Annotated in this window: 12 protein-coding genes and 2 pseudogenes; 5 read left to right on the top strand and 9 right to left on the bottom strand. The window is 63.5% G+C overall.

The window, feature by feature from the left end; genetic code table 11:
- Positions 1 to 2: 2 nt before the first annotated feature.
- From FNA67_RS08850 to FNA67_RS08835, 4 genes and pseudogenes are all read right to left on the bottom strand, one after another.
- A complete protein-coding gene (locus tag FNA67_RS08850) occupies positions 3 to 623 on the bottom strand; it encodes a hypothetical protein (protein ID WP_147655784.1) in 621 nt (206 codons plus the stop codon).
- Positions 624 to 877: 254 nt separating this feature from the next.
- Positions 878 to 1,192, bottom strand: a complete 315-nt coding sequence (gene sugE, locus FNA67_RS08845; RefSeq protein ID WP_147655783.1) for a quaternary ammonium compound efflux SMR transporter SugE — start codon at positions 1,190 to 1,192, stop codon at positions 878 to 880.
- Between the two features lie 191 nt (positions 1,193 to 1,383).
- Positions 1,384 to 2,301: an SMP-30/gluconolactonase/LRE family protein gene (locus FNA67_RS08840; protein WP_049704841.1), complete on the bottom strand. Its 918-nt coding sequence runs from the start codon at positions 2,299 to 2,301 to the stop codon at positions 1,384 to 1,386.
- Between the two features lie 146 nt (positions 2,302 to 2,447).
- Positions 2,448 to 2,903, bottom strand: a pseudogene (locus FNA67_RS08835) (cell wall hydrolase); the annotation flags it as partial.
- A gap of 84 nt (positions 2,904 to 2,987) precedes the next feature.
- Here FNA67_RS08835 and FNA67_RS08830 point away from each other — a divergent pair.
- Positions 2,988 to 3,800: an ion channel gene (locus FNA67_RS08830; protein WP_147655782.1), complete on the top strand. Its 813-nt coding sequence runs from the start codon at positions 2,988 to 2,990 to the stop codon at positions 3,798 to 3,800.
- Here the strand turns inward: FNA67_RS08830 and FNA67_RS08825 are convergent.
- From FNA67_RS08825 to FNA67_RS08815, 3 genes and pseudogenes are all read right to left on the bottom strand, one after another.
- Positions 3,797 to 5,683, bottom strand: a complete 1,887-nt coding sequence (locus tag FNA67_RS08825; RefSeq protein WP_147655781.1) for a DEAD/DEAH box helicase — start codon at positions 5,681 to 5,683, stop codon at positions 3,797 to 3,799. The two genes, FNA67_RS08830 and FNA67_RS08825, sit on opposite strands and share 4 nt — an antisense overlap.
- Positions 5,684 to 5,790: 107 nt before the next feature.
- A pseudogene (gene ndk, locus FNA67_RS08820) lies at positions 5,791 to 6,212 on the bottom strand (nucleoside-diphosphate kinase).
- Between the two features lie 126 nt (positions 6,213 to 6,338).
- A complete protein-coding gene (locus FNA67_RS08815) occupies positions 6,339 to 7,133 on the bottom strand; it encodes a class I SAM-dependent methyltransferase (RefSeq protein ID WP_147655780.1) in 795 nt (264 codons plus the stop codon).
- A gap of 126 nt (positions 7,134 to 7,259) precedes the next feature.
- On the opposite strand from FNA67_RS08815, the gene FNA67_RS08810 reads away from it, so the two are divergent.
- The 4 genes from FNA67_RS08810 to FNA67_RS08795 all read left to right on the top strand — a co-directional run bounded on the left by FNA67_RS08810 (position 7,260) and on the right by FNA67_RS08795 (position 11,489).
- Positions 7,260 to 9,149 (top strand): ABC-F family ATP-binding cassette domain-containing protein, encoded by a 1,890-nt coding sequence (locus FNA67_RS08810; RefSeq protein ID WP_147655779.1) that lies wholly within the window; start codon positions 7,260 to 7,262, stop codon positions 9,147 to 9,149.
- An 81-nt stretch (positions 9,150 to 9,230) separates the two neighbouring features.
- Positions 9,231 to 9,683 (top strand): cupin domain-containing protein, encoded by a 453-nt coding sequence (locus FNA67_RS08805; RefSeq protein WP_147655778.1) that lies wholly within the window; start codon positions 9,231 to 9,233, stop codon positions 9,681 to 9,683.
- A 95-nt stretch (positions 9,684 to 9,778) separates the two neighbouring features.
- The gene (locus FNA67_RS08800) at positions 9,779 to 10,615 is read left to right on the top strand and encodes a DUF4344 domain-containing metallopeptidase (protein WP_170267260.1); all 837 of its coding nucleotides are present in this window, start codon (positions 9,779 to 9,781) and stop codon (positions 10,613 to 10,615) included.
- Positions 10,616 to 10,691: 76 nt separating this feature from the next.
- Positions 10,692 to 11,489, top strand: coding sequence for a DUF4344 domain-containing metallopeptidase (locus tag FNA67_RS08795; protein WP_170267259.1), 798 nt, complete (start codon positions 10,692 to 10,694; stop codon positions 11,487 to 11,489).
- Here the strand turns inward: FNA67_RS08795 and FNA67_RS08790 are convergent, their stop codons facing one another.
- Both FNA67_RS08790 and FNA67_RS08785 read right to left on the bottom strand, forming a co-directional pair.
- Positions 11,490 to 12,155: a YitT family protein gene (locus FNA67_RS08790; RefSeq protein WP_244616556.1), complete on the bottom strand. Its 666-nt coding sequence runs from the start codon at positions 12,153 to 12,155 to the stop codon at positions 11,490 to 11,492.
- Positions 12,113 to 12,565 (bottom strand): DNA polymerase III subunit chi, encoded by a 453-nt coding sequence (locus FNA67_RS08785; RefSeq protein WP_147655775.1) that lies wholly within the window; start codon positions 12,563 to 12,565, stop codon positions 12,113 to 12,115. Before FNA67_RS08785 ends, FNA67_RS08790 begins: the two co-directional genes overlap by 43 nt.
- Positions 12,566 to 12,617 lie beyond the last annotated feature (52 nt).

Genomic DNA, 12,617 nt, shown 5'->3' with positions numbered 1-12,617 from the left:
GCTTATGAAGCCCTATCGACCGACGCGGCCGCCGCGTTCCTGCGTGCGGTATGCTCTGCGCGCCGAGCCAGTTGCGTGGCTCCTGCCTGGAACGGCGAAAACCGCACCTTGGCGCCCTGGGCGGTGTGGATGGTGATCCCGCGCCACTCCGTGGTGACACCGGCGACATCATGCCAGGCGATGGTTGTGCGCTTGCCGAAGCTCGAGCGATGCTCGATGTGGTGCTGGTTCCAGCGGACTTTGGTGAAGATCGAGCTGGCAAGCACCGCCAGCGCCCCTGCCCCGAAGATGACGGCGAGGGTGACGTAGAACAACATCTGCTGTGAGGCGGTGTGGCCGCGATCGACGAACAGCATCGCGTAGACGATCATTGCCGAAAAGACCGCCATGAAGAGCGCCCCCGACTTCTCGAGCAGCGAGGGACGCAGCTCGGTCCATTCGCCCAGACGCACCGCGTCGTCGGCCTGGAGCAGCCGGAGGGAAAGGAAGATCGCATAGGAAAAGCACACGATGCCGGTCACGCGCGCCAGCGGAAGCTGGTTCACGAAGGGCAAATACTTGCCGACGACAAGCGCGAAAACGATGGACAGCACAACTGCCACTTCCTGCCATTTGATAGGCACGAATTATCTCCTGATCCAAAGACCGGGTGACGCATACCGGCGAAAAGTTATGTGCGTTCGACGCCCCCAAACGGCCGCGAACAAACAAGGAATACAGGAGACAGGAGATCGCGCACCTAACTTTTTCGCGATTCCGCCACAATCGAGGGAACCCGGGAGTTTGTGCAACACCCCAGGTTTACCTCAGGAGGAGAATCAACGCGCTGAGGATTCGATTCCGGCGGCGCGCGTAAGTCTCTGGAATTGAATCGCTTTCACGCCAGGAATTTGAGGCCGGCAATCCCCGAAACAATGAGGGCAATGCAGGCGAGGCGCGCCGCGGTAGCCGGTTCGCCGAAAAGCGCGATGCCCAGAATTGCGGTGCCGACCGTTCCAATTCCAGTCCAGACGGCGTAGCCGGTACCGACAGGAAGTTCGCGAAGCGCCAGCCCAAGCAGCAGGACGCTGGCAACCATCGAGGCGATGGTCAGTGTCGTGGGCACGATGCGCGTAAAGCCGTCTGTGTACTTGAGGCCGATCGCCCAGCCGATTTCGAGCAGGCCGGCGACGAAGAGATAGATCCAGGCCATGAAGGACTCCTTAGCTTCGGGAGGTCACTTCGGTTGGAGAGGCCTTGGCCAGCAACCCGAAAATGACCCATGAAGCTGGGTCGTCCCAGCAGGGGAAAGCGCGACGCGCCCAGGGTCGTCCCTGTGCCGCCTATCTAGGCTGACGAAGTGCAGGTGGCAAGGGGGCGCCGCGGGCGGCGCCCCGAGCGCAATTACTGGAGCTTGACGGCGTAGGCGTAGAACAGCCCCGGATCGGCTTCCTGCATCTTGCTGAACTTGGCTTCCAGCACCCAGAGGGTATCGCCAACCTTGGTGACCGCGGTGGGCATGTCGAAGCCATCCTTGAGCTTGCTCACGGTAGCGGTGTCGCCATCGATGGTCACGGCATCGACGCGCCCTGCCCCGTTCTGTGCGACATAGAGCTTGCCATCATCGCCGAAGCGCATGCCGTCGGGGCCCTTGAGGGGCTCGGAAAGCGTCAGCTCGGTGATGGCGCCCGCCGCGCCATCGGCGCCCATGGTGATGCGGAAGAGCTTGCCGGTGGTCACGCTGTTGACGTAGAGCGCGCCATCCGGGCCGAAGGAGAGGCCATCGACACCTGCGAGCGCGGCATCTTTCACCCAGACGTCGAGTGCGTCAGCGCCCGGCTTGAGCCGCATCACGCTGCCGTTCGTGGTGTCCGCCACATAGGCGGCTCCATCGGCGGTCGTAGCGATGTCGTTGCAGAAGCTGCCCTTCTCAAGGTTGTAGCTGGCCTTGAGATCGGCCGTACCGAGATCATAGGCCTTGACTTGGGCCGGGGCGGCATCGGGGCTGCCGCTGAAGGCTGCGGGGTCCGAATAGCAGACCCACAGCGTCTTGGCGGCCTCGTCGGCATAGACGCCGAGCACGGCGGCCGGCCCTTCGGTTGGCCTATCGATCAGCAGTTCGGTCGTTTCGGCGCCGGGCGCAGCCTTGAAAACCTGGCCGAGCGGCATACTGCCGGCGTAAAGGGTGCCGTCGGCAGTCGAGGTAATGCTCTCCGGAAAAACCTTCTGGTCCCCTATCTGGACCTGATCGACCGCATAGGCGGCGCCTGGAGCAGCCAGGACGGCGGTAAAGGCATAAAGCGCAATGGTTTTGGCAGACATGGGAATCCCCTCGCGTTAACGAGCCCATGTTGCCAGCGTTGGGAATTGCCGTTCCGCATATTGAGGATTGGGAATACCATCCACGTTAGCGGAACGATAGCGGACGAGCGTCGACCAATCCGCCACAAGCTGCTGAAAAGTCAATATTTCTCGTAGAACGCGTTTCCACCGGCAACGAGCACGTAGTGCATGTTGTTGTAGGGGAACGTCAGCCCGGCCGTGTGAAAGAACTGTGCGTTACCCACGCCCGGATGGCGCTCGCCTGCCATCACCCGGTCGGCCATCTCGGCGACCAGGGCAACCGAGGCGTCACTCATGGGCCGGTTCAGTACACCCTCGGCGAACTGGTTCTTCTGGCCGACCACGCCGCAGATCGTCTTGGGGTATTGTGGCGAATTGAGCCGGTTCATCACCACGGTTCCCACCGCCAGCATGCCTTCGGCGCTGGAGCGGTTGGATTCGAAATACATGGCGCGCATCAGGCATTCACGCGGATTGGTGGCGGTATAGCCCCAGCTGCCGAACATGGAGAACATGCTGCAGCCGGAAAGGGCCGATGCCGCGATCATGGTTGCCGTAAGCGAAACGAGTTTCGGCCACATGTCGGACTTCCCCTTGGGAGATGAGGGAAGCGCCAAATTAACCGGGCGCCGTTAACATCGGGTTCACTCTAGAGGAGGTGCCGAATGGCCCGAGGCGGCAAGGAAGCCAAGTCCCGTGAACCCGCACAAGGCGAGTTCCAAAACCTGCGCGACAAGCTGCGGCTGCTCTATCACGGCAGTTCGCGGGTCGCGATCCGCTTCCAGTTTTCGGTGCTCATCGTGGATGTGGCGATCCTGGCCTTCTTCATCGCCACGCCGCTGATCAAGGACACGCCCTGGTTCCTCTACATCGACTATTCGGTGGCGGCCCTGATGCTGGCCGACCTCGTGGCGCGTGCGCTCGCCTCGACGGACGTGCCCCGCTGGTTCCGGCAACCGTCAAACTGGGTTGATTTCGTGATCCTGGCGACCCTGCTCGTGCCCTCACTGGGCAATTTCGGGTTCCTGCGCGTCCTGCGCCTGTGGACGCTCTCGCAGAGCCGGGTCATCTGGAAGCCGCTCAAGCGACACGGGCTCGAGCGCTACGAGGATACCGGCAAGGCCGTCACGAACTTGGTGACGTTCCTCTTCGTGGTCGCCGGGTTTATCTACACGTTCTTCTACAAGCCCGGCTCCGGTATCGACGGGTACCTGGACGCGCTCTACTTCACCGTGACCACCATCACCACCACAGGGTTCGGCGACATCACGCTGCCCGGCCCCCTGGGCCGCGTGACGTCGATCGTGGTGATGATCATCGGCATATCGCTCTTCGTACGACTGGCCCAGCAGGTATTCCGGCCGTTCAAGGTGCAGTTCCCCTGCCCGCAATGCGGTTTGCAGCGTCATGAGCCCGACGCCGTGCATTGCAAGGCGTGCGGGCACATCCTCAACATTCCCGACGAGGGACGGAACTAGGCCGCGGGGTCGAAGCCCGGCTTCTTGCGCTTGGGCTTGAAGGGGCGCTCGCCCACGTCCTGACCTGCGGCCGCTGCGGCGGCACGAGCCTTCTTGGCCTTGAAGTCCGGCTTGCCCTTGTCCTTGTTGAAGGGCTTGGACTTGGCTTTCGGCTTCTTGGCCGCGGGAGCCGGCAGTTCCTCGGGCGCGGGGGCGAAAGCCGCCATCGGCTCGAACCTGTCGCCACGCGGCTTCTTGCGCTTCTCCCATTTCGGGGCAGAAGACGACGGACCACCACTCAAGGGCTGGATCGTGACATTGCGTTCGCCCGTGCCGTGGCTGGCCAGGTGGGCCAGATAGGCATCGGCCTTGTTGGCGGCGATCTCGAAATGGGTCTCGGTATCCTGGATCTTGATCGAACCCACCGAGGCCTTCTCGACGCCGCCCGCCTTGCAGATCATCGGCAACAGCCAGCGCGGGTCTGCGCGCTGCTTGCGGCCCAGCGAGAGCTTGAACCAGACGCCTCCGGTCATGCGCTCGGACGGTGCACCGCGCTCGGGACGATCCTTCTTGAAGGATTGCGCCGGCACGGGGATGTCGTCGACCTCTTCGGGGACCGGCCGGGCGGCAAGTTGAACGCGCAGGTAGGCCGCGGCGATCTGCTCTGGTGTATAACGGCCCAGCAGTTCGGTGGCGAAGGCGGCGATGTCCTCGTCGGCGGGAGCGGAAAGCGCGGCATCATCCAGGATCGACTGGCGGTAGCGGGCCTCGATCTGGGCGCTGGTCGGCGCCTGCATGTTGGAGGCTTCGAGACGGGCCAGCTTGAGGACGCGCTGGACGGCGCCACGACGATGCTGCGGCACGATCAGCACGCAGGTGCCCTTGCGCCCTGCCCGGCCGGTACGTCCCGAGCGGTGGAGAAGCGTGTCGGGATTGCCCGGAATATCGGCGTGGATGACCAGGTCGAGATTGGGAATGTCGATGCCGCGCGCGGCGACGTCGGTGGCGACGCAGACGCGGGCACGGCCGTCGCGCATGGATTGGAGCGCGTTGGTGCGCTCGGCCTGCGTCAGCTCGCCCGAGAGCGCCACAACGGCGAAGCCGCGGTTGAGCAGCCGCGCCGTCAGGTGCTTCACGCTCTCACGGGTGTGACAGAAGATGATGGCGTTTGGAGCGTCGAAATAGAGGAGCGTGTTGATGATGGCGTTCTCGCGGTCGTGCGCGGGAACGGTCACGAGCTTGTACTCGATATCGCCATGCTGCTCCTTCTCGCCGGCGACGCTGAGGCGGAGCGCATCGCGCTGGTAGGTCGTGGCGAGCTGGGCGATGGCCTTCGGCACGGTGGCCGAGAACATCAGGGTACGGCGTTCCTCTGGAGAAGCAGCGAGGATGAATTCGAGGTCTTCACGGAAACCGAGATCGAGCATTTCGTCGGCTTCGTCGAGGACGACGGCCTTGAGCTCGGAGATATCGAGGGCACCCTTGGTGATGTGGTCGCGCAGGCGTCCGGGCGTACCCACGACGATGTGGGCGCCGTTGGCGAGCGCGCGGCGCTCGGTGCGGATATCCATACCGCCCACGTTCGAGACGATGCGCGCACCGGCATCGGCATAGAGCCAGGCCAGTTCGCGCTGCACCTGCAGGGCCAGTTCGCGCGTCGGCGCGATCACCAGCGCCAGCGGCTTGCGGGCCTCGCCAAGGTGGTCGCCCCCTTCCAGCAGCGTGGGCGCGATGGCCATGCCGAAGGCCACGGTCTTGCCGGAGCCGGTCTGGGCGGAAACGAGCAGGTCCGCGCCTTCCGCTTCGGGCGCCAGCACCGCGAGCTGAACGGGCGTCAGCGTTTCATAACCGCGGGCGGTCAAGGCGCCGGCCAGTGCCGGAGCGATGGAAGTTGGAAGGGTCACGAGAGGTCTTTCACTTGGGAGGCGCCAGATTGCGCCCTAGGGGGCCATATAGGCAAACTAAAAGGCCGCCCGAAGGCGGCCTTCTGCAATTCGTACGGGGGCTGAAATCAGCCGACGATCTCGAGATCGGAGAAGAAGAACTTGATTTCCTGGGCAGCGGTCTCGGGAGCGTCCGAGCCGTGGACCGAGTTCTCGCCGATCGAGAGGGCGAATTCCTTGCGGATGGTGCCTTCGGCAGCGTTGGCCGGGTTGGTGGCGCCCATGACTTCACGGTTCTTGAGGATGGCGCCTTCGCCTTCCAGGACCTGCACGACCACCGGCTCGGCGCTCATCTGGGCAACCAGCTCGCCGTAGAACGGACGTTCCTTGTGGACGGCGTAGAAGGCGCCGGCCTGGGCGGGGACAGGTGGATGCGCTTGGAAGCGACGACGCGCAGGCCAGCTTCCTCGAACTTGGCGACGATCTTGCCGGTCAGGTTACGGCGGGTCGCATCGGGCTTGATGATCGAAAGGGTGCGCTCGAGAGCCATTGCTTGGTCCTTGACGGATTTTTTGGAAAAGGTCGCGCCTTTTAGCGTCAGGTCGTGACGGGCGCAAGACGGCAGGCGCAGTGCAGCTATGTCACACGCGCCCGATCCAGGGTGGCGTCGGTACGATCAACGCGGCCTGGTGCTGATGAAGACGCCCGTTTCCTTCTCGGAGACCAGGACGCCGCCCCCCTTCTCGAAGGCGGCATCGATCCGCTGGCGAAAGGCCTCGAGCGTCTGCTCGTCGGCGCCGTCACCCGGCGGATAGGAGGTCAGCGCCATGAAGACGTCCTCCGGATCGGTCACATGCAGGCGCGACGGATAGCGGCGGAGTTCGACATTGCCAAACTGATCACCCAGCAGCCGCTCTGCCGTCTCGAATCCGAAGGCAACGCCGGAGGGATCGAGTTCGGGGCTGCCCAGAACCGTCGTCAGCGCATAAAGCTCGCGCATGTTTTCCCGGCCATTGGTGGTTACGGCAAGGACGCCGCCGGGCCGAAGCACCCGAAACATCTCGGCGATCGCCTTGGCCTGATCCGGGACGTGGTAGAGCATATGCATGGCCAGGACCACATCGAAGCTCGCGTCCTCGAACGGCATGGACATGGCGTCGGCCTGGCGCGTGGTCACGCTGTTGACCGGCAGGCCCCGCGTCCGTTCCTCGGCTTCCGAGACCATGCCCGCCGAGGCGTCGGCCAGCACCAGATCAAGGTTCCGGGGCAAGGCGTCGCTCATCTCCTGCCAGAACCAGCCGGGCCCGCAACCGATGTCGAGCACGCGATCGCCTAGGCGTAGCGGCAATTGCTGCAGCACCCAGGGGAACCAGGCCATTTCGGCGATGGTGTGTTTGCCGTTCAGCCGTGCCCGGGCCGCCAGCTTTTCGCTGTCGGCGTATTGTCTGCCCGTCGCGGTGATCGATGACATTGGAGCCCCCCATTTGTGGGATGAGGGCATCGGCGGGATCGGCATGTCAAGGTTGCGCCGAGCATCCGCGGTTGCCAATCCGGGTCCCAGCCCTTATCTGACGGCCTTCCAAGGAAGTGCCTCATCATGCTTACGATCACCAATCTCACCTATCGCATCCAGGGCCGCGTGCTGTTCGACAACGCATCGGTCGTGCTGCCGACTGGGTCAAAGACCGGTTTCGTGGGCAAGAACGGGTCGGGCAAGACGACCCTGTTCCACCTGATCCAGGGCCAGATCGCGCCGGACTCCGGCAGCGTCGAGGTACAGAAGAAGGCGCGGATCGGGGGCGTGGCCCAGGAGGCGCCGGCCACGAGTCTCTCCGTGCTCGAGACGGTGATGGCGGCCGACACCGAGCGCGCGGCGCTTCTCAAGGAAGCCGAGACGGCGCACGACGCCCACCGGATCGCGGAAATCCACACGCGCCTCGCCGATATCGACGCCCACACCGCCGAAGGGCGCGCCTCCACGATCCTCAAGGGATTAGGCTTCGAGTACGACCGCCAGCACGCGCCCACTTCCGAACTCTCGGGTGGCTGGCGCATGCGCGTGGCGCTGGCCGGCGTGCTGTTCAGCCAGCCCGACCTGCTGCTGCTCGACGAGCCGACCAACTATCTCGACCTTGAAGGCACGCTGTGGCTGGAAAAATACCTGGCCACCTATCCCTACACCGTCTTCATGATCAGCCACGATCGCGACCTGCTCAACAAGGCGGTCAACTCGATCATCCATCTCGAGCACGGCAAGCTGACCTTCTACAAGGGCAACTACGACACGTTCGAGACCACGCGCCGCATGCAGATGGAGCTCAACAACAAGTCGCGCGAAAAGACGTTGGCGCAGATTGCGCACCTGCAGAGCTTCGTCGACCGCTTCAAGGCCAAGGCCACCAAGGCGAAACAGGCCCAGGCGCGCGTCAAGATGATCGCTAAGCTCAGGCCGCCGGCGGCGATGTTCGACGAGCACTCCTCGCCTTTCAGCTTCGAGAACCCCAAGAAGATACCGGCTTCGCCGATGATCACGTTCGAGGACGTGTCCGTGGGTTATGGCGACAAGGTCGTGCTCAAGCGCATAACCAACCGTATCGATCCGGAAGACCGCATCGCGCTCATCGGCGTCAACGGCAACGGCAAGTCGACATTCGCCAAGCTTCTGGCAGGTGACCTCAAGCCGATGGGCGGGGAGATGCGCAGGAGCAAGGGGCTGGAGATCGCCTATTTCGCCCAGCACCAGATGGACAAGCTGCGGCCTAACGAGACGCCTCTCGAGCACGTCACCGACCTCATGCCCTATGACAGCGAGGCCAAGCGGCGCAGCCGCGTGGCGCAGATGGGGCTTTCGACCAGCCGCATGGATACGCTGGTCAAGAACCTCTCGGGCGGTGAACGCGCGCGCCTGCTGATGGGCCTGATCACCTTTGGCGGCCCGGGCATGCTGATCCTGGACGAACCCACCAACCATCTGGACATCGACAGCCGCGACGCGCTGGTGCAGGCCCTCAACGACTATGAAGGCGCCGTGCTGATCATCAGCCACGACCGCCACCTGGTCGAAGCTACGGTGGATAAGCTCTGGATCGCCGAAGGCGGCACCATTCACGAGTTCAGCGACGACCTGGACGGTTACCAGCGCATGCTGACCGGCGGAAACCCGAAGAACGGTGGCGGCTCGAGCGGAGCCCCGCTCTCCAAGGACGACCGCAAAAAGGAAAAGCAGGAGGCCGCTGCCCGGCGCGCCGCCGTCGCCCCGCTGCGCAAGGCCATCCAGGACGCAGAGACCAAGATCGGGCGGCTTCGTACCGAGCTCGAGAAGACTGAGCGCCTGCTCGCCGACCCCAAGATTGCCGCCGGCGACAAGGATCGGATCATCGCTCTTTCCAAGGACAAGGCGCGTTTCCTGTCGGAAATCGAGGCTACCGAAGAACACTGGCTTGAGATCAGCGCCGAACTCGAACAAGCTCAGCTTACCCAGGGGTGATTTAGCCATACGCTAACCATTACGGCGCGGCAGAGCTTGGCCCCTCAGCGCAGGCGGCTAAAAGGCCGAAACGTTTTGGAGATGCAAGTGTCCGAACTCACGGCGCAGTGGCTTATCGACAACCTCAATCTGGAGCCGCATTCCGAAGGCGGCTGGTTCCGGCAGACCTTCATCGACCGCGTGGACGAGGGCAGCCGGGCCCACTCGACGCTGATCTATTACCTGCTGGAGGCCGGCGAGGTTTCCAAGTGGCACCGGGTCGATGCGTGCGAGGTATGGCACTGGTATGCCGGCGCCCCCATGCGTCTGACGACGTCGTCCGATGGACTCGCCGCCGGCACCCACCTGCTTGGCAATAACTTCCTCGCGGGCGAACGCCCGCACGTGGTGGTGCCCAAGGACCACTGGCAGACAGCGCGCAGCCTGGGCGACTGGACCCTAGTCGGCTGCACGGTTGCACCGGGGTTCCTCTATTCCAATTTCGAGATCGCCGATCAGGCGAGCATGCCGATTGCGCCCCTTCCGGCCAGTTGACAGGCGGCGCGATTGATCGTTTGCTCGCCGCCCGCTAACCAGCTCCGTTTTACAAGATGATCGCCTGGGCCAGCCGGTTGGCAATTGCAGTTTCGATGGTTCTTGCCTTTGCGGCCGGGGCGCAGGGCGCGGAAAACCTCACGCCCAAGCAGCACAAGGCAGCGCTCGAATGGGCCGCGAACAATTCCTTGTTCGTCCTCTATCACGAGGTCGGCCACCTGCTGGTCGACCAATTGGGTCTGCCCGTGCTGGGGCGCGAGGAGGACGCTGCCGACAACATGGCCAGCTTCACCCTTCTCAAGAAGCATACCCATGCCGCCGATGTGGCGATTGCCGACGCGGCCTATGGTTGGCTGCTCACGGGCAAGGCTTACACGCCCAGGCCCGATGACAGCGACTACTATGCCTCCCACAGCCTCGACCGGCAGCGCGCGTTCCAGATCGTCTGCCTGATGGTGGGCAGCAATCGCCAGGCCTTCGGCAAGATCGCGGACGACTACCACATCGATTCCGATCGCCAGGACGAGTGCGAGTATGACTGGAACCGGCTCGAAGCGAGCATGGATGGCGTTTTGCGTCCGTTCATGGGCAAGAATGCCCGGCCGACGGAGGTGACGATCACCTACCATTCCGCTTCCGGCAAGCTCAACGCTGCAGCCGATGCCTTCAAGAAGAGCGGCGTCTTCGAGCAGGTGGCCGAAGACATCAAGTCTCACTACGGGCTCCGCAACAAGGTGACCCTGCGCGCCAAGCGGTGCGGGGAAGCCAATGCCTTCTACGAGCCCGACACAGTGGAAGTGATCTTCTGCTACGAGCTGATGGACGATTTCGTTCAGCTCATTTCGGAGGACATGCCAGAGGAAGACACCGAGGAAGATCTCGTGCCTCCGCCCGCGACCGGCTTTGGTCGGGCCCAGTCTGCCGCTTCCTGATTTTCAAGACATTTCCGGTATGGGTCAGGCGGGGGCAGCCGGTCTCGGCGTGCCAAACTGCAATTCCGGGTCCGTCATGAAGCGCACTTTCGCACTTGCCTTTCTGCTGCCTTTCGCAATGGGGATGGGCTCCGCCCTGCCCGCTCTGGGCGAAGACATGGATGAAGATGCCATGAACTTTGCCATGCACGATGCGGTCTACACGACCTACCACGAGATCGGGCACCTCTTCGTCTCAGAGTTCGAGTTGCCGGTCCTCGGCAAGGAAGAGGATGCAGCCGACGCCCTCGCGGCGGTCGAACTGCTCGGGCCGGACGCCGCCGAAGACGCCAGCGACGTTCTGGTGGACGCCGCCGATGGCTGGTACTTCAACGCGGTCAAGACGACGGTGAGCGGGGTCGACGACCTCTCCTATTTCGACGACCACAGCCTCGACATCCAGCGCGCCTACGCCATGGTCTGCATGATGGTGGGCGCCGATCCGGACTGGTACGGGGAAGTGGCCGACGCCTATGACATGGACGCGGAGCGCCAGGAGGATTGCGCCGGCGTCTATGAACAGGCGGCCATCGCCTGGGCTTCTATGCTCGAGCCCTACCTCGCCGATGGCACCGAGGGCGAGCGCGTGACCGTCGTCTACGACGACACCGAAGATTACGCTGCCTTCCGCGATGAGCTCGAAAAGCGAGGCATCCTGGAGGCTGCGGCGGCGCAGATCGAAAGCAAGTACGTGCTGCCCCGACCGATCACCTTCCGGGCCACCGAGTGCGAAGAGGCGAACGCCTATTTCAGCGCCGAGGATGCCGAGATCACCTATTGCTACGAGTTGGCTCAATCCATGTACGACATGTACCTGTCGGACATGGCCGAGTGATCAGCTGAAGCCCACGTAGCGGCCGGGTTTGTGATTGATGGCCACGAAGAGGTTGAGGCAGGCCGCGCCGAGCATCGAGATGAGCACCCGGTCGAGCGGCAACACGAAGAGCGCCGAGGCCAGGATGCACAGGTCGACCGCGAGCTGGAAGTAACCGGCGCGGATGCCGAAATTATCTTGCAGGTAGAGTGCGAGGATGTTGATGCCGCCGACGCTGGCGCGGTGGCGGAAAAGCGCCAGCACGCCCATGCCGAGCATCGCCCCTCCCGCGATGGCCGCGTAGAACGGGTTGACGGCGCCCAGGTCGAGCCAATCGGCGGTGAAGGTGGTGAACAGGGAAACCAGCGCCACCGAGATGAAGGACTTGAGCGTGAACTGCCAGCCCATGCGCAGCCAGGCGAGCACGAAGAACGGCAGGTTGATCACGAAGAATAGCGGCCCGAAGCCAAGCCCGAAGGCATACTGGATGATCAGCGCCAGGCCGGCGGTGCTGCCCGAGATCAGCATTGCCTTGGTGTAGAGCGTCAGCCCCAGCGAAACCATCATGGTTCCGAAAAGAATGGCGATGACGTCTTCATAGAACCGGTGGCGGACGGGCGCGTTGGGCGTGTCGATCACGATGGTCAGGCTTTCTTGACCCAGCGCCCGCCGGGATCCTGCTGCCAATAGGTCACGGCGTTTCCCTTGTCCGCCGAAAGCGCGCGCCAGGCGCCTCGTGCTTCGACCACGGCGTCCGGATCGTAGCCCGAGAAGATGAAGACGATCCGCTCGTAGCCGGTTGCGCTCTGGGGTACGGCGCGATCGACGAAGAAGCGCACGTTGGCGCCGTTGGGGTTCTCCGATCCCGTGGCGATGAGGATGGGCTGGTCGGGATCGATCTCGTCTCCAGCCAGCCCATGCGGCAGGAAGCTGTCGTCCCGGTAGGTCCAGAGCGTGGCATCGAGCGCCTCGGCGCGTTCGCGGCTACCGGTTTCCACCACCGCGCGCCAGCCGCGCTCCACAGTCTTCTCCAGGAGCTGGGGAAGAACCTTTTCGAGCGGCTGGTTTTCAAGGTGGTAGAAGAGCACGTCGGGCATGCGCGTTTGTTGCCCATGTCGGAGCCCCGCACAAGACCCGATGCAATCGGGT

The organism is Youhaiella tibetensis (assembly GCF_008000755.1).
Taxonomy (GTDB): domain Bacteria; phylum Pseudomonadota; class Alphaproteobacteria; order Rhizobiales; family Devosiaceae; genus Paradevosia; species Paradevosia tibetensis.
This window is presented reverse-complemented; position numbering and strand designations above follow the sequence as displayed.